At 70.4% G+C, this 16,562-nt stretch carries 14 protein-coding genes; 10 read left to right on the top strand and 4 right to left on the bottom strand.

What is annotated here, in order from left to right; translation table 11 throughout:
• Nucleotides 1–27 precede the first annotated feature (27 nt).
• Together JNB61_RS15415 and JNB61_RS20155 are read left to right on the top strand one after the other, a co-directional pair.
• Nucleotides 28–951, top strand: coding sequence for a S1C family serine protease (locus JNB61_RS15415; RefSeq protein ID WP_220340172.1), 924 nt, complete (start codon nucleotides 28–30; stop codon nucleotides 949–951).
• 47 nt (nucleotides 952–998) lie between these two features.
• Nucleotides 999–1,466, top strand: coding sequence for a hypothetical protein (locus tag JNB61_RS20155; protein WP_223214876.1), 468 nt, complete (start codon nucleotides 999–1,001; stop codon nucleotides 1,464–1,466).
• Nucleotides 1,467–1,582: 116 nt separating this feature from the next.
• On the opposite strand, the gene JNB61_RS15405 is transcribed toward JNB61_RS20155, so the two are convergent.
• From JNB61_RS15405 to helR, 3 genes are all read right to left on the bottom strand, one after another.
• Nucleotides 1,583–2,884: an HNH endonuclease signature motif containing protein gene (locus JNB61_RS15405; RefSeq protein WP_220340171.1), complete on the bottom strand. Its 1,302-nt coding sequence runs from the start codon at nucleotides 2,882–2,884 to the stop codon at nucleotides 1,583–1,585.
• A gap of 140 nt (nucleotides 2,885–3,024) precedes the next feature.
• A complete protein-coding gene (locus tag JNB61_RS15400; protein WP_220292656.1) occupies nucleotides 3,025–3,315 on the bottom strand; it encodes a hypothetical protein in 291 nt (96 codons plus the stop codon).
• Nucleotides 3,316–3,670: 355 nt separating this feature from the next.
• A complete protein-coding gene (gene helR / locus JNB61_RS15395; protein ID WP_308291278.1) occupies nucleotides 3,671–5,848 on the bottom strand; it encodes an RNA polymerase recycling motor ATPase HelR in 2,178 nt (725 codons plus the stop codon).
• Nucleotides 5,849–6,180: 332 nt separating this feature from the next.
• On the opposite strand from helR, the gene JNB61_RS15390 reads away from it, so the two are divergent.
• The 5 genes from JNB61_RS15390 (at nucleotide 6,181) to JNB61_RS15370 (ending at nucleotide 12,131) form a co-directional block, all read left to right on the top strand.
• Nucleotides 6,181–8,535 carry an arylsulfatase gene (locus JNB61_RS15390; protein ID WP_220340170.1) on the top strand — a complete coding sequence of 785 codons (2,355 nt, stop codon included), beginning with the start codon at nucleotides 6,181–6,183 and terminating at the stop codon, nucleotides 8,533–8,535.
• A gap of 199 nt (nucleotides 8,536–8,734) precedes the next feature.
• Nucleotides 8,735–9,472, top strand: a complete 738-nt coding sequence (locus tag JNB61_RS15385) for a DUF2520 domain-containing protein (protein WP_220340169.1) — start codon at nucleotides 8,735–8,737, stop codon at nucleotides 9,470–9,472.
• Complete coding sequence (gene panC / locus JNB61_RS15380) at nucleotides 9,469–10,314, top strand: pantoate--beta-alanine ligase (RefSeq protein ID WP_220340168.1); 846 nt, start codon at nucleotides 9,469–9,471, stop codon at nucleotides 10,312–10,314. The genes JNB61_RS15385 and panC overlap by 4 nt, the downstream gene beginning before the upstream one ends.
• Nucleotides 10,314–11,174: a 3-methyl-2-oxobutanoate hydroxymethyltransferase gene (gene panB, locus JNB61_RS15375; protein ID WP_220340167.1), complete on the top strand. Its 861-nt coding sequence runs from the start codon at nucleotides 10,314–10,316 to the stop codon at nucleotides 11,172–11,174. The genes panC and panB overlap by 1 nt, the downstream gene beginning before the upstream one ends.
• A gap of 216 nt (nucleotides 11,175–11,390) precedes the next feature.
• Complete coding sequence (locus JNB61_RS15370) at nucleotides 11,391–12,131, top strand: cupin domain-containing protein (RefSeq protein WP_220340166.1); 741 nt, start codon at nucleotides 11,391–11,393, stop codon at nucleotides 12,129–12,131.
• A gap of 48 nt (nucleotides 12,132–12,179) precedes the next feature.
• On the opposite strand, the gene JNB61_RS15365 is transcribed toward JNB61_RS15370, so the two are convergent.
• Nucleotides 12,180–12,938 carry a GntR family transcriptional regulator gene (locus tag JNB61_RS15365; RefSeq protein ID WP_220340165.1) on the bottom strand — a complete coding sequence of 253 codons (759 nt, stop codon included), beginning with the start codon at nucleotides 12,936–12,938 and terminating at the stop codon, nucleotides 12,180–12,182.
• A gap of 173 nt (nucleotides 12,939–13,111) precedes the next feature.
• Here JNB61_RS15365 and iolC point away from each other — a divergent pair, with 173 nt between their 5' ends.
• The 3 genes from iolC to JNB61_RS15350 are packed head-to-tail and all read left to right on the top strand — an operon-like array spanning nucleotide 13,112 to nucleotide 16,542.
• Nucleotides 13,112–14,071, top strand: coding sequence for a 5-dehydro-2-deoxygluconokinase (gene iolC, locus JNB61_RS15360; RefSeq protein WP_220340164.1), 960 nt, complete (start codon nucleotides 13,112–13,114; stop codon nucleotides 14,069–14,071).
• Complete coding sequence (locus JNB61_RS15355) at nucleotides 14,068–14,964, top strand: class I fructose-bisphosphate aldolase (protein WP_220340163.1); 897 nt, start codon at nucleotides 14,068–14,070, stop codon at nucleotides 14,962–14,964. Before iolC ends, JNB61_RS15355 begins: the two co-directional genes overlap by 4 nt.
• 24 nt (nucleotides 14,965–14,988) lie before the next feature.
• Nucleotides 14,989–16,542 carry a CoA-acylating methylmalonate-semialdehyde dehydrogenase gene (locus JNB61_RS15350; RefSeq protein WP_222855468.1) on the top strand — a complete coding sequence of 518 codons (1,554 nt, stop codon included), beginning with the start codon at nucleotides 14,989–14,991 and terminating at the stop codon, nucleotides 16,540–16,542.
• Nucleotides 16,543–16,562: the final 20 nt, after the last annotated feature.

The following is a 16,562-nucleotide window of genomic DNA, read 5'->3' as shown; positions in this document are numbered from 1 at the left end:
CATCCGTGACGGGTCGACACTGGTTTCGTGGACGACCAGGAGGCACTCGACGCCTACTCCTCGACGGTCATGCGCGTCGCGCAGACCGTGTTGCCGTCGGTCGCGGCGGTGAGCGTGCGCACGCGCCAGGGCGCGGGCGCGGGCAGCGCCTCGGTCATCACGTCGGAGGGGCACCTGCTCACGAGCGCGCATGTGGTCGAGGGTGCGATCGGGGTGGAGGTCGCGTTTCCCGACGGCACGTTGGCGGCAGCATCCGTCATCGGCGCCGACCCCTTGTCGGACCTCGCGGTTCTGCGCGCCGACGTCGACACCCCGCCACCGCTGACGATGGGGGACGCCGCGAAACTCGGGGTCGGGCAGCTCGTCGTGGCGCTCGGCAACCCGCGCGGGTTCTCGGGGAGCGTGACCGCGGGGATCGTGTCGGCACTCGGACGATCGCTGCCGACGCGCTCAGGAAGGGTCATCGACGAGGTGATCCAGACAGATGCGGCGCTCAATCCCGGCAACAGCGGCGGCGTGCTCGCCGACAGCGCCGGCCGTATGGTCGGGGTGAACACCGCGGTCGCCGGCATCGGCCTGGGGCTCGCGGTGCCGATCAACGCCACGACGCGGGAGATCATCGACGCTCTGCGCGTCTCGGGTCGCGTGCGACGTGCGTGGCTGGGAATCGCCGGCTCGACCGTGCCGCTCGGTCCCGAGGTCGCGGCGAAGGCGGGGTCGAAGGTCGGGATGCAGGTCGTCTCAGTGGTGCCCAACAGCCCGGCCGCCGTGGCTGGTGCTCGCGTCGGCGACATCGTGCTGTCGCTCGACGGCGCCACGATCGCCGACCCGACGGCGCTGCAGCGGCGCATGGTCGAGGGCGCGATCGGCCGCCGTATGGAGATGACGGTCTGGCGCAACGGCGCGCTGGTCGATGTCGTCGTGCTGCCGGAGGAACTGCGGGTGCGCTGACCCCGGCTGGATCTACGCTGTGACTGTCGCCTGAGGAAGGAGTCGCGGTGTCCACCTATGACGAGCACTTCTCTCACCCCCACGTTCCCCGGCCGGGTGAGTCGAGCATCCCCGAGCTCGAAGTCGACGAGACGATCCCACCGCGCCCCGAGGAGGAGGTCGCCGACGTCGCGCGGGCAGAGCCCGACGTCGAAGACCACAGCCATCATCGGAACATCGTCAGAGTGTGGCGTGGAGTGATCCGCACGGAGGACCGCGACGAATACGTCGCCTACGTCGAGCGAACGGGAATTGCGGAGTATCGCGCGCGTGCGGGAAACAAGGACGCGTGGACCCTGACGCGCGAGCTCGCCGACGGCCTGACGGAGATCCTGACCGTCTCGCGGTGGGACAGCCTCGACAGCATCCGGGGGTTCGCGGGCGACGACATCGACAGGGCGGTGTACTACCCGGAGGACGACCGGTTCCTCGTCGAGCGGGACGACACCGTGCGCCACTACCTGCAGCGCGGCTGAGCCCATCACGGCGATTCGCGCCGGTTCCGCCGGAAACGGTCTCGAACACGACGGCGGCGATGCTGTCCGCGCGCCAACACGCCTTCTCGTCCCTCCGGCTACCGGGTGCCCTCGCCTCAGGTGCGGAGCGGGGTGAGTGCGGGGGCGCGGTCTTCGCGGGTGCTGGTGGTGTATTCGTGCCCGGTGGGGCTGGTCCAGGTGAGGAGTTCCTCGTCGAGGCGGGCGGTCCAGCGGGTGTGGTGTTTGAGGCGGTGGTGTTTCTTGCAGAGGTGGGCGAGGTTGTCGTGGTCGGTGCAGCCGCCGTGTTCCCATGCCAGGTTGTGGTCGGTTTCGCAGCCGGTGGCGGGGGTGTCGCAGCCGGGGAACCGGCAGGTGCCGTCGCGGTCGGCGAGCCAGGCGCGCAGGGCGGCGGGGGTCTTGTAGGTGGTGCGGTCGTAGACGAGGCGGATGCCGGTGACGGGGTGGGTGAGCACCCGCCGCCAGGAGGTGGCGCCGGCGGCGAGGGTGCGCGCGACGTCGAGCGGGATGGGTCCGTACCCGTCGAGCACGGCGGGCTCGTCGCCCTGACCGAGCAGGGTGAGCGCGGGCACGGTGACGGTGACGTCAACGCGGACGGGGCGCAGCGACTTCGCCGGGTCGGCGCTGTCGGGTACGCCGAGGGGACGGTCGTTGCGCAGCAGCGCGTCGATGAGCGCGTCGAACCGCAACTGGCCCAACGTGCGCGGGTCCCCGGCTTCTTGTTCGTCTTTCGCGGTTCCGGTGAGCAGGGTGTGGGCGAGGTGGATCTGCATGATGGGGCCGTAGACCATTAGCCAGCCCATGCCGTCGCGGGCGGGGTGCACGGTCACGTCCCGCGACTGCATCGCGCCGTGGGCGCGTTCCTGGATGGTGTCGGGGTCGAGGTGTTCCCGGATCCGGCGGCAGCGGTGCGCGAACCGGCCCGCCGTGACATCGAGCCGGCCCGCGAGGACGGCGTCTTCGAACGCGGCCCGGTGCAGTGGCGTGAACATCTCGGCGTCCTCGACCAGAGCGGTGGCGTGCTTGTAGGAGATCTCGCCGGAGGCGAGGGCGGTCATGGTGGCGGGCAGGTCGGCGCACAGCACCCGGGCCTCCCGCAGCAGGTCGGCGGCCTGCCGTTCGGTGACCCGCAGCACGCAGGCGACCTCGGCCTGGGTGGAGCGGGCCACCCAGTCCGCCGCATCCGTCGCGACATCCTTGCCGCGCGCCGCCTTCTTCGCGGCCGGTGAGCCCGGGTCGTATGACACGATCTGCTCCTGGTGATTCTCGCTGACGCGCCGCAGCTCATCCAGCAGCCGGGTGCGTTCCGCCTCCAGTGCCGCCTGCGCACGCCGCACCCGAGCCAGCTCGCCGACGATCATCGCGGCGTCGTCGCAATGGAGGGCATCGGTCGAGCACATACCGTGAGATTAGAACAAACCTACGACACTCATGAGTCGACCCAGGGTCTCGTGCGCAGTGTCGCGAGGGATCGCCGTTCCCTCCGCGCGATCGGGACGAGAGCCATGACCAACGCCTCGCACCCCGCCGGGGATCACGGTCACGGCGAAGTGACCTGCGCGACGACTCCGTCGACCCCTATCGTGAGCCGCAGTATTGCGCCGTCCACCGTGCGCTCGACCTCTGCGGGCACGCCGGGGGAGTCGCACGCGATGTCGCGCCAGCCATTGTCGTCGTCCGCACGGATGAGGATGCAGTCGCCGCTGCCGTCGGCGAGGGGAGCCGTCCACGGCTCGACGCCGCCGACGCTCTGAAAGCCCTGGATGAGATCGGCGTCGATGCCCTGGTCCTCGAGCCAGGTGTATGAGCCGAGAAGGCTCTTCGCCGTCAAGCACGGGTCCTCATCCAGAGTCAGTCGCTCACCCTTCGCGGGGAGCGCTGCTTCATCCAGCGACGCACGGGGGAATTCCGCACCCTCGCACCACTGGGGAGTCATCGTCGGTTCGGAGCCGGGTGACATCGATGGCGTCGACTCTTCCCGACTCGGCCCGACGGGCGGCGTCGAGGAGGTTCCCGCACTCGGCGCCGAGCATCCGGCCAGGATCAAGACCAGGGCCACCGCGACCCCGGGAATCGATAAGGCCGCTCCGCTCAACCGGACGGACATGGATGCGCCTCCGCTCAGCCCAACGCCAAGAGGTCTACTCCTGGGTTCGGTGCCGGTCAAGCGCGAGCGCGGTGCTCGGCTAGGAGCCCTCCAGCACGACCAGCCGCTCGGTCGCGCGGGTCATCGCCACGTACCGGTCGACGGCGCCCTCGATGCCCTCGGCGAACGCCGACGGCTCGACGAGCACGACGAGGTCGAACTCGAGGCCCTTCGCCAGCTCGGGGGTGAGCGTGCGCACACGCTCCTGCGGTGCGAGCGAGGGGTCGCCGATCACGCAGGCCACGCCCTCGCCGTGCGCGTCGAGCCATTCGGCCAGGATCGCGTCGCGCTCCGCCACCGCGCCATGGCGCACCGGCACTCCGCTCGAGCGGATCGAGGTCGGCACGTTCGCGTCCGGGATCGCGGCGCGGATCACCGGCTCGGCCTCGGCCATCACCTCGCTGGGGGTGCGGTAGTTGATCGTGAGCGACGACACGGCGACCTCGGTCAGACCGGCGTGCTCCAGGCGTTCCTGCCACGACTCGTGGAAGCCATGACGCGCCTGCGCCCGATCGCCGACCACCGTGAAGCTGCGCGACGGACAGCGAGCCAGCAGCATCCGCCATTCCGCATCGGTCAGCTCCTGCGCCTCGTCGACGATCACGTGCGCGAACGGCCCCGCGAGGAGGTCGGGGTCGACCACGTCGAGCACCGATTCGTCGACGAGGCTGTTGCGCAGGTCGTCGCCGTCGAGCCACTGCAGCATCTCGTCGCCGGCCTCCTTGAGGCGGTCGACGACCTGCGCCATGTACTCCCGCTCCTGCGCGAGCTTCGCGTCGCGCTCCCGCCGGCGCCGTGACGCGCCCGGGTCGCCCAGCCGTCGCCGTGCCGCGTCGAGCAGCGGCAGGTCCGCGGTGGTCCAGGCCGCAGCATCCGTCCTCTGCAGCGCCTCGATCTCATCCGGTTCGAGCCACGGCGCCGAGCGCCGCAGATACGCGGGAACACTCCACAGATCGGACACGAGAACGGATGCCTCGACCAGCGGCCATGCGCGACCGAAGGTGCGGGTCAGCTCCTCATTGCGGGCCAGCGCCCGCCGCAGCTGGTGCAGTGGCACCTCTTCGCCGTCTACCTGGTCGGTGAGGATGTCGAGCACCGTCTCCCACACCTGGTCGCGCGCCTCGTTGTGCGGCAGGCCCGCCTCGGCCGACGCGAACGCCTCGGCCCAGTCCTGGGGTGCGAGCCACAGCTCGCCCCACGGTGTCTCGACGACGAGGCCCTCCTCCGGCGGCTCCTCGTAGAGCCGCACGGCGGGCTCTATCGCATCCACCATGCGCGCGTCGGCCTTCAGGCGCGCGACGACCGGGTCGGCCTCGGGCTCGGCCGTCGCACCCTCGGCGACGAGATCGCGCAGCGTGCAGGTCTGCACGCTCTCCTCGCCGAGGCTCGGGAGCACATCCTCGACATACGAGAGGTACGCGGGACTCGGGCCGACGAACAGCACGCCACCGCGCCCCTCCCCGAAGCGCGGGTCGGAGTAGACGAGGTACGCGGCACGGTGGAGCGCCACCACGGTCTTGCCCGTCCCGGGGCCTCCGTCGACGACGAGCGCACCACGTGAGCCGGCGCGGATGATCGCGTCCTGGTCGGACTGGATCGTGCCGAGCACGTCGCGCATGCGCGGAGAGCGGCTGGCTCCGAGGCTGGCGATGAACGCGGACTGGTCGTCCAGCGCGGCGTTGTGATCGAGCCCTTCGGCGGTGAACACCTCATCCCAGTAGTCGGTGACGTGGCCGCCCGTCCACCGGTATCGGCGGCGGCTGACGAGCCCCGACGGGTGCGCGTGCGTGGCGGAGAAGAACGGCCCGGCGGCCGGCGTGCGCCAATCGACGAGGAGGCGGCGGCCGGCGGCATCCGTCAATCCGAAGCGGCCGATGTAGACGAGGTCGGAGCCGTCGGCGGGAACCATGCGACCCAGGCACGCGTCGACGCCGAAGCGGCGCAACACCCGCAGCCGCGCCGACACGCGGTGGATCTCGATATCGCGCTCGACGCCCGCCTGGCCGTGCCCGGCGGGGCGGCGGCGCAGCTCGCCAAGGCGCTGTTCGAGTCCCGCGATCGAGCGCGCGAGTGTGTCGGCGATCGCGGCGAAGTGCTGCTCGTCGCCGCCGATCAGCACCGGGTCGGACTTGGCGGCGAGCCGAGCGGGGAGGTGGAACGCGGCGGCATCGAATGGACGGGAGGAAGGGGGCGAATCGCTGATCGGAAAGGAATTCACGGCATCGGCTCCTGGCGGCTTCGCGACGCGGTTCGAGCGGAGTGAGTGTGGAGGAACGGGGCAGGGGAGCGTCGCGACCGACCAGTATGCGCCCTCGAGGGGCCCTTGCCGCAAGGCCCCCACCCCCGGATATCCTGGTAGTGGCAGGAAGGTCGCGTCTCTGCGTGCGCAGACCCCGCCCCGTCCCGGCAGCTTCCGCCGCAGTCACGCAGTGTTCACCGCGGTGGAGGTGTTCACGCGATCCGCATGATGTCCGCTGAGCGCGCCGCTCGATACCGTGACCTCTGGGGGGCCCGTTGCGCCCGCCCACTGCTGGGGGACAGGAGACACTCATGACCGCTGACGACCGCCGCTCCGTCGTGGGCACGCCGCTCCCACCTGCACGGACGCTCCCTTTCCCGCCGAAGCCGTCCGGCAGCTACGCGGGGCGCACGCTCGCCGAGTCGACGTATTCGCCGCTGCCGCCGGAGCGCCACCTGAACGAGGACGCGCCGAACGTGCTCGTGATCCTCATCGACGACGCAGGTCCCGCGCTGCCCGCGCCGCTCGGCGGAAAGGTGGCGACCCCGACGCTCGACCGCATCCGTCAAGGCGGCATCGGCTACAACCGCTTCCACACCACGTCGATGTGCTCGCCGACTCGCGCGTCGCTGCTCACCGGCCGCAACCACCACCGGGTCGGCGCGGGCCAGATCGCCGAACTCGCCAACGACTGGGACGGCTACTCGGGCCACATTCCCAAGTCGAGCGCCACCATGGCCGAGGTGCTGCGCAACTACGGCTACTCGACTGCGGCGTGGGGCAAGTGGCACAACACGCCCGCCGAAGAGACCACCAAGGCCGGGCCCTACGAGAATTGGCCCACCGGCAACGGCTTCGAGTACTTCTACGGGTTCCTGGCCGGCGAAGCGTCGCAGTACGAGCCCAACCTGGTGCGCAACACGACGTCGGTGCTGCCGCCGAAGTCGCCCGAGGAGGGCTACCACCTCAGCGAGGACATCGCCGACGACGCGATCGCGTGGCTGCGCGACCACAAGGCGCTCTCGCCCGACAAGCCCTTCTTCATGTACTGGGCGACCGGCGCCATCCATGGCCCGCACCACGTGCACAAGGAGTGGGCTGACAAGTACAAGGGCGTCTTCGACGACGGGTGGGACGCCTATCGGGAGGACGCGCTCGCCGGAGCGAAAGCGGCGGGCTGGGTCCCCGAGGATGCCGTGCTCACGCCGCGGCCGGACTCGATGCAGGGCTGGGACGACATCCCCGACCACCAGAAGCCGTTCCAGGCGCGTCTCATGGAGGTGTGCGCCGGCTTCGGCGAGCACGCGGACGTGCAGGCCGGCCGCGTGGTCGACGAGCTCGAGCGGCTCGGGTACGCCGACGACACGATCGTCATCTACATCTGGGGCGACAACGGCTCGTCGGGCGAGGGCCAGAACGGCACGATCAGCGAGCTGCTCGCGCAGAACATGATCCCGACCACGATCGACCAGCACATCGCGGCGCTCGAAGAGCTCGGCGGCCTCGACGCCCTGGGCACCCCGGCGACCGACAACCAGTACCACGCGGCCTGGGCCTGGGCCGGCTCCTCGCCGTACCAGGGCATGAAGCTGATGGCCTCACACCTCGGCGGCACCCGCAACCCGATGTTCATCCAGTGGCCCGGGCGCATCGAGCACGACCCCGTGCCGCGCACCCAGTTCCACCACGTGATCGATCTGGCGCCGACCATCTACGAGATCCTGGGCATCTCGCATCCCGACACCGTGAACGGCATCCCGCAGGACCCGATCGACGGCACGAGCTTCGCGTACTCGATCGACGACAAGACAGCGGAGGGCCGCCACCGCGTGCAGTACTTCGAGGTCATGGCGAGCCGTTCGATCTATGAGGACGGCTGGATCGCGTCGACGACCGGCCCGCGGCTGCCCTGGGTGCCCGGCATGCCCGCCGGCATCCAGACCTGGACGCCCGACGACGACAAGTGGGAGCTCTACAACCTCGATGAGGACTGGAGCCAGTCGAAGGACCTCGCCGATCAGCATCCCGAGAAGCTCGCCGCGATGAAGGAGCTGTTCGCGATCGAGGCGGCCAAGAACAAGGTGCTGCCGATCGGCGGCGGGCTGTGGGTCGCACCTCTGCACCCCGAGCTGCGGATCTCTCCGCCCTACACGCAATGGGAGTTCACCGGCGATACGTTCCGCGTGCCCGAGTTCTGCGCACCCGCCCTCGGCAACAAGCCGAACGTCGTATCGATCGAAGTCAAGGTCGGCGATCAGGCGAACGGCGTGCTGTACAAGCTCGGCGGGGCAGGTGGCGGCCTCACGGCGTTCGTGGTCGACGGCGTCCTGACGTACGAGTACAACCTGTTCCTCGTGCAGCGGACGACGATCGCGGCGTCCGAGCCGCTCGCCGCAGGCGACCATACGATCGAGATCGAGACCTCGTACCTCGAGCCGCGACCCGGCGGCCCGCTCAGCGTCGTGCTGAGGGTCGACGGCGCGGAGATCGCCACGGGCACGGTGCCGGTGAGCGCGCCGCTGCTGTTCTCCGCGAACGACTGCCTGGACGTCGGCCGCGCATACGGCGGCGCCGTGTCGAGGGTGTACGCCGACAAGATGCCGTTCGCCTTCGACGGCGAGATCGGCCGGGTTCGCGTGGCGTACAAAGTGCCCGCTCAGGCGTAGCGGGATCCGAAGCGGCGGCCCTCGACTCTCGCCGGTCGAGGGCCGCTCCCGTTCACGCGCGGCGGATGCTGCGTTCCTCCGCCGGTCGCACGAGCCGGTCGATCCGTCCCGTTCGCCTGCCGGCGTCGTCCCGGGTATTTTTGAACCTGGTTCAGCCGTCCTGGACCGGATCCATGCGCCGTGACGGGAGACGACGACGATGCCGGACTCGCACTCCGCGCACGCGCTTGCCCGCGTCGCGATCGTCGGCGGTGGCCGCGTCGGCCGCGCGATGGCCTCTGCGCTCCGCGCAGCAGGCGTCGATGTGCACGGTCCCCTCGGTCGCGGCGCGACTGGCGAGGACGCCGACATCGTGCTGCTCGCGGTTCCGGATGCCGAGATCGGCGCCGCTGCCGCGCTCATCGCGGCAGGGCGCCTCGTCGGGCATTTCTCGGGCGCGACGACCCTCGAACCGCTCGCACCGCACGAGGCGCTCAGCATCCATCCCCTCACGACCGTGACCGGCGAGACGTCGTTCGCAGGCATGCCCGCGGCCCTCGCCGGCTCGAGCGAACGAGCCCGCGCGACCGCCCACTCGCTCGCCGAGGCGCTCGGCATGGTGCCCTTCGACGTCTCCGATGCAGACCGTCCCGCGTACCATGCGGCTGCGTCGATCGCCTCGAACTTCCTCGTGACGCTGGAGTCGTTCGCCGAGGACCTGGCGGCGACCGCGGGAGTCCCCCGCGAGGCGCTCGCGCCGCTCGTGCGCGCAACGGTCGCCAATTGGGAGACCCACGGCGCCGCCGCCCTCACCGGCCCGATCGCCCGCGGCGACGAGGCGACGGTCATCCGCCAGCGTGCCGCCGTGGCTGAGCGGCTCCCGGACCGCGCCCACGTGTTCGACGCCCTGGTCGCCGCGACCCGCGACCTCCGCGCACGCCAGGGGGTGGGCTCATGATCGTCGTCCGCACCGTCGCCGACCTGCGTGCCGCACTGCGCGAGCGCCGCGGCGGCAGCATCGCCCTCGTCCCGACCATGGGCGCCCTCCACGAAGGCCACGCGACCCTCCTCCGGGCCGCCCGCAGGACCGACGACACCGTCGTCATGACGATCTTCGTCAATCCCGCGCAGTTCAACGAGAAGTCCGACCTCGCCGCCTACCCCCGCACCGAGGAGGCCGACCTCGCACTCGCGGACTCCGAGGGCGTCGACGTCGTCTTCGCGCCCGACGTCTCCGAGGTCTATCCCGAGGGCTTCGCCACCACCGTGAGCGTGAGCGGCCCGATCGCCGAGACCCTCGAGGGCGCCGAGCGCGGCCGCGCCCACTTCGACGGTGTGGCCACCGTCGTGACGAAGCTGCTGCTCGCGGCGCTCCCCGACCACGCCTACTTCGGCGCGAAGGACGCCCAGCAGGTCGCGGTCATCCGGCGCTTCGTCGCGGACCTCGGCATCCCCGTCGACCTCGTCATCTGCCCGACGTCGCGCGACGCCGACGGCCTCGCCCGCTCCAGCCGCAACACGCGTCTCTCACCCGACGAGCGCGCCCGTGCCCTCGCGATCCCGCACGCCCTGCAGGAGGTGACGGATGCTGTGGCCGCCGGCACCGCCGACACCGACGCGCTGCGCTCCCGGGCGCTGAAGACGCTCGGGGCAGCCGGCATCCGTCCGGAGTATGTGGCCTTCGTCGACCCGATCACGTTCGCCCCCGCCGCCGTCGTCGACGAGCCCGTTCTCGTCGCGATCGCGGCCCGCGTCGGCAGCACGCGGCTCATCGACAACACCGTCCTAGGAGGTGCGTGATGCGCGCACAGGTCACTCTCCAGCGACTCGCCGAGATGAAGGCGCGCCGCGAGCCGATCGTCATGGTCACGGCGTACGACTACCCGACCGCTCGGGTCGCGGAGCAGGCCGAGGTCGACATGGTGCTCGTGGGCGACTCCGGCGCGCAGGTCGTGCTCGGTCACGACTCGACCGTCGCGGTCACCGTCGAGGAGATGCTCGTGCTGGCGGGTGCCGTGCGCCGCGGCGTGCAGTCGGCGTTCGTCGTGGCCGACCTGCCTTTCGGTTCGACCGAGGTGTCGGACGAGCAGGCCGTCACGACCGCGATCCGGTTCGTCAAGGAGGCCGGCGCCGACGCCGTCAAGCTCGAGGGCGGGGGAGAGGCGCGACTCAGCCGCATCCGTGCGATCGCCGAGGCCGGCATCCCCGTCGTGGCGCACGTCGGTCTCACGCCGCAGACCGCGGTCGCGCTCGGAGGCCTGCGCGCCCAGGGACGCACCGCGGAGTCGGCGGCACGAATCGTGCGCGAGTCTCTCGCCGTGCAGGACGCCGGCGCGAGCGTGCTCGTCATCGAGGCGGTGCCCGCCGACGTCGCCGCGGTGGTGCTGCCGGCGCTCGAGATCCCCGTGATCGGCATCGGCGCCGGTCCCGCCGACGGCCAGGTGCTCGTGATCCACGACCTGCTCGGCATCACCGAGGGCAGGACCGCCGCGTTCGTCAAGCGCTATGGCGCCATCGGTCCTGACATGGTGGCCGGCGTCGCAGCGTACGCCCGCGAGGTGCGCGGCGGCGTCTTCCCCGGTCCCGAGCACGGCTACTCCGCGACCGACGCCGCGATCGAGGCCGCCCGCGCCGAACTCGAGGCGCGCACGCGCGAGTAGAAGCTGCGGACGCGGCATCCGTCCCCTCACAGTCTTCGCAGAACCGCACGGAGTTCGCACTGATCCGAGGCGTTCCTGCGCGATCGCGCCGAGTCTGCGAACACTGTGAGCGCAGCGTGATCTGAACGGAGGAGCGGATGCTGCAGCCCGGTCGCAGAGGTCCTTCGAGGCCTCCTCCAGCGGACGTAGTCTGAGTCGCGAGGGAGAGGAGCCATCGTGACCACGCCCCCGCCGACCTTTCCCGGCGCCACTTCCGTGACCCTGCTCGACGTCTACGACGACGTCGCGCCCGACGGCCTGCGCGGCGGGAGTCCGCACATGCATCTCGCCTCGACCGAGTGCTACGTCGTCATCGGCGGCCGCGGCGAGCTGCACACGCTCGATCCCGGCGGACCGCGCACGACCGAGCTGAGCAAGGGCTCCGTGGTGTGGTTCACCCCGGGTACGATCCACCGTGCGGTGAACCACGGCGGCCTCGAGGTGCTCGTGGTGATGGGCAACGCCGGGCTCCCCGAGGCGGGCGACGCCGTGATGACCTTCCCGGTCGATGTCGTCGCCGACCCGGAGCGCTACGCCGCGGCCGCGACGCTCCCGACCGAATCGCTGCAGGCGCGGGCCGCGGCGGCTGCCCGCCGACGCGATCTCGCGGTCACGGGATTCTTCGTCCTGCGCGACTCCGCATCGGCGGGCGACTTCGGCCCACTGCAGGAGTTTCATGCCGCCGCTGCGCGGCTCGTGCGGGAGCGGGCAGAGGACTGGACCGCCGTCGTCGACCGCGGTCCCGCTGCGCAGGCCGCGCACAGTCTCGACGTCACGCGGGCGCTCGCCGCCGGCGACGCCGGGCACCTCTCGGTGGCAGCGGTGTCGCAGGCGCCGCCGCTCGTGGGCGAACGCGGGTTCGGCATGTGCGGCCGGCTTCGCGCCTACGACGTGACCGGTGCTCTCGTGCCCCGCTGAGCAGTGGGGGAACGGATGCTGCGGCCCGCAGCATCCGTTCCCCCACGCTCACTTCGCCACGAGCGTCGTCTGGAAGCTGTACATGTCGGGGCGGTAGCAATGGTGGCCGAACTCGACGGCGCGGCCGGACGCGTCGAAGGCGACGCGCTCCATCGTGAGCACGGGGCCGCCCTTGTCGATGTCCAGCAGCCCCGGCTCGTCACCGTGAGCGCGGCGCGCGCCGATCTTCTGGTTGGCGACGCGGATGGTGACGCCCCGCGCGCGCATGATCTCGTAGAGACCTTTCACCTGCAGCTGCTCGGTCGTGATGTCGGCGAACTCGATCGGGAGATAGTTCGTGAGCACCGCGACAGGTACGCCGTCGGTGGAACGCTGACGGCGCAGGTAGACGATGTCGGAGCCGACCGGAACCCGCAGCGCCTCGGCAGTAGCCGGATCGGCGGGGCGGGTGTCGTGCTCGAGGACGAGGGTGCTCGGCTCGTGCTGCGAGCTCTTCAGGTCTTCATACAGGCTCGTGAGCTCGACCTGGCGGGTGACCTGTCCCTGGACGACCTGCGTGCCGATCCCGCGGCGGCGCACCAGGAGCCCCTTGTCGACGAGCTCCTCCATCGCGCGGCGGATCGTCGGCCGTGACAGCCCCGCCCGCTGGCCGATCGCGATCTCGTTCTCGAGGCGCGCTCCGGCGGGGATCTCGCCGGAGCGGATCGCCTGTTCGATGGCTGTGGACACCTGGAAGTACAGCGGCACCGGTCCGGTGCGGTCCAGGCCCGCGAGCAGGTCGTCGATCTTGACCACGTCGTCTGCCATCACTCAACTCCAAGTCCCGACAGCATAATGTCCCGACAATGATACATCGGCTGCACTTTGTCACTCGACGACACGCGCAGGGTGTTGCGCAGGACCGTCCTTGTGCTATTGTCAGGACAAATGGTCCACCAATGCGCACCCCGCGGGACGCGCAGAGAGTTGTACAGCGGAGTATGACCGAGAACACTTCTCCCTTCGACGTCCTGGCCTTCGGACGGCTGGGCGTCGACATCTACCCGCTCCAGTCCGGAGTCGGGCTCGAAGAGGTGCAGACGTTCGGCAAGTTCCTCGGCGGCAGCGCCGCGAACGTCAGCGTCGCCGCCGCACGGCACGGGCGCCGCGTCGCGCTCATCGCCGGGGTCGGCGATGACCCGTTCGGCCGCTATCTGCTGTCCGAGCTCGAGCGCCTGGGTGTCGACAACCGCTATGTGGGTGTGAATCCGACGCTGAAGACTCCGGTCACCTTCTGCGAGATCTTCCCGCCGGACGACTTCCCGCTGTACTTCTACCGCGAGCCCAAGGCACCCGACCTCGATGTCGCCCCTGCCGACCTCGACTTCGAGGCGGTGCGCTCGGCGCGCATCTTCTGGTTCACCGCGACCGGTCTCAGCCAGGAGCCGAGTCGGGCGGCCCACCACGCCGCGCTGCAGGCGCGCACCACGGGGCACACGGTGTTCGACCTGGACTACCGCCCGATGTTCTGGGCAGACCCGGCCGAGGCCGGCGTCCAGGTGTCGCGAGCACTCGAGCACGCGACCGTCGCCGTCGGCAACCGCGAGGAGTGCGAGGTCGCCGTCGGCGAGACCGAGCCCGAGCGCGCCGCAGACGCGCTGCTCGAGCGCGGCGTCGAACTCGCGATCGTGAAGCAGGGCCCGAAGGGCGTGCTGGCCAAGACCCGCGACGAGTCGGTCGTCGTGCCACCGTACTGGGTCGAGGTGGTGAACGGACTCGGCGCGGGCGACGCCTTCGGCGGCGCCCTGTGCCACGGCCTTCTCGCCGGGTGGGACCTCGAGCGCATCCTCCGCTTCGCGAACGTCGCGGGCGCAGTCGTCGCGTCGCGCCTGGAGTGCTCCACCGCGATGCCCACCGAAGCCGAGATCGCCGCGATCCTCGAGACCGGAGTCTCCCGATGACGCAGTTCCTCACCGCGGACGACTTCGCGCGCCTCCGCGACATCCGTGCCACGCAACCTGCCATGATCGGCGCCGCCCTGGCCGACCGCCGCCGGCGTGAGGTGCTCCGCGGTGATGGACGCCTGTTCATCGTCGCTGCAGACCACCCCGCGCGCGGTGCGCTCGGTGTCGGGTCGAATCCGGTAGCGATGGCCGACCGGTACGAGCTCCTCGACCGTCTGGCGACGGCGCTCAGCCGTCCCGGCGTGGACGGCGTGCTCGGAACGCCCGACATCATCGACGACCTCGCGGCGCTGGGTCTGCTCGACGACAAGATCATCGTGGGGTCCATGAATCGCGGCGGCCTCCGAGGAGCGTCGTTCGAGATGGACGACCGCATGACCGCCTACGACGTTCCCACCATGGTGGCCTCCGGCATCGACTTCGCGAAGACGCTCGTGCGCGTCGACCTCGACGACCCCGGCACCGTCGCGACCCTGACCGCGATGAGGGATGCCGTCACTCAGGCATCGGCCGCGGGACTGCCGATCATGCTCGAGCCCTTCCTCAGCAACCGCGTCGACGGGCGCATCGTCAACGACCTGTCGACGGATGCCGTCATCCTGTCGATCGCCATCGCCTCCGGTCTCGGCGCCTCGAGCGCGTACACCTGGATGAAGCTGCCCGTCGTCGACGACATGGAACGGGTGATGGCCGCCACCACGATGCCGACGCTGCTGCTCGGCGGCGACGCCGGCGTCGATCCCGACGAGACCTTCGCCGCCTGGGAGGACGCACTGTCGCTCCCCGGTGTCCGCGGACTCACCGTGGGACGCACGCTTCTCTACCCGCCCGACGACGACGTCGCCGCCGCCGTGGACATCGCGGCCGGCCTCGTACACACCGACCTCTGACCCCTCCCCCAAGAAGGAAGATCCATGAGCATCACCGAGACCTCCGTCGCCACGACCCGCAGCGACGCCGATGTGCGTGTCATCTCGCATTGGATCGATGGCGCCGAGCGCGCGTCGACGTCCGGCCGTACCGCGCCGGTGTTCAACCCGGCGACCGGGGCGGTGTCGGCGCGGGTCGCGTTGGCGGATCAGGCGGAGATCGATGCGGCGATCGCGTCGGCCGAGGCCGGTTACCGGGTGTGGAGGACGTACTCGATCGCGAAGCGTCAGGCGGTGCTGTTCGGCTTCCGTGAGCTGCTGAACGCGCGGAAGCGGGAGCTGGCGGAGATCATCACCGCCGAGCACGGCAAGGTGCTCTCCGACGCGATGGGTGAGATCCTCCGCGGCCAGGAGGTGGTGGAGCTGGCCACCGGGTTCCCGCACCTGATCAAGGGCGCCTTCTCCGAGAACGCCTCCACCGGGGTGGATGTGTACTCGCTGAAGCAGCCGCTGGGCGTGGTGGGGATCATCTCCCCGTTCAATTTCCCCGCGATGGTGCCGATGTGGTTCTTCCCGATCGCGATCGCCGCCGGCAACAGTGTGATCCTCAAGCCCAGTGAGAAGGACCCGTCCGCGGCGCTGTGGCTCGCGCAGCTGTGGCAGGAAGCGGGCCTGCCGGACGGGGTGTTCACCGTGCTGCAGGGCGACAAGCTCGCCGTGGACGGGCTGCTCACCAGCCCGGTGGTGCAGTCGATCTCGTTCGTCGGGTCCACCCCGATCGCGCAGTACATCTACGAGACCGCCTCCCGCCACGGCAAGCGGGTGCAGGCGCTCGGCGGCGCGAAGAACCACATGCTCGTGCTCCCCGACGCCGACCTCGACCTGGTCGCCGACCAGGCCGTCAACGCCGGCTACGGCGCCGCCGGGGAACGCTGCATGGCCATCAGCGTCGTCCTCGCCGTCGAGCCGGTCGCGGACGACCTGATCGGCAAGATCACCGACCGGATCGCGGGGCTCCGCATCGGCAACGGGGCGGGTATCGACGGCGTCGAGCCCGACATGGGGCCGCTGATCACCGACATCCACCGCAACAAGGTGTCCGAGTACGTCGACATCGCCGAAGCCGACGGCGCGAGGATCGTCGTCGACGGCCGCGGCTACACCGTCGACGGTCATGAGGACGGGTTCTTCTTCGGCCCCACCCTGATCGACGACATCCCCACCACCAGCCGCGCGTACCAGGAGGAGATCTTCGGACCCGTCCTCTCCATCGTCCGCGTGAACAGCTACGACGAGGGCCTCGACCTCATCAACTCGGGCCAGTTCGGCAACGGCACCGCGATCTTCACCAACGACGGCGGCGCCGCCCGCCGGTTCCAGAACGAAGTCGAGGTCGGCATGATCGGCATCAACGTGCCCATCCCCGTCCCCGTCGCCTACCACTCCTTCGGCGGCTGGAAGCAGTCGCTGTTCGGCGACGCGAAAGCCTACGGCGTGCACGGCTTCGACTTCTTCACCCGCGAGAAAGCCATCACCAGCCGCTGGCTCGACCCCGCCAGCCACGGCGGCATCAACCTCGGCTTCCCCCAGAACAACTGAGCCGGCCCCAGAGCTGCCGC

It is taken from the genome of Microbacterium ureisolvens, assembly GCF_019511645.1.
Lineage (GTDB): Bacteria > Actinomycetota > Actinomycetes > Actinomycetales > Microbacteriaceae > Microbacterium > Microbacterium ureisolvens_A.
The sequence above is the reverse complement of the archived record's forward strand: the minus strand, read 5'-3'. Positions and strand labels throughout refer to the sequence as shown.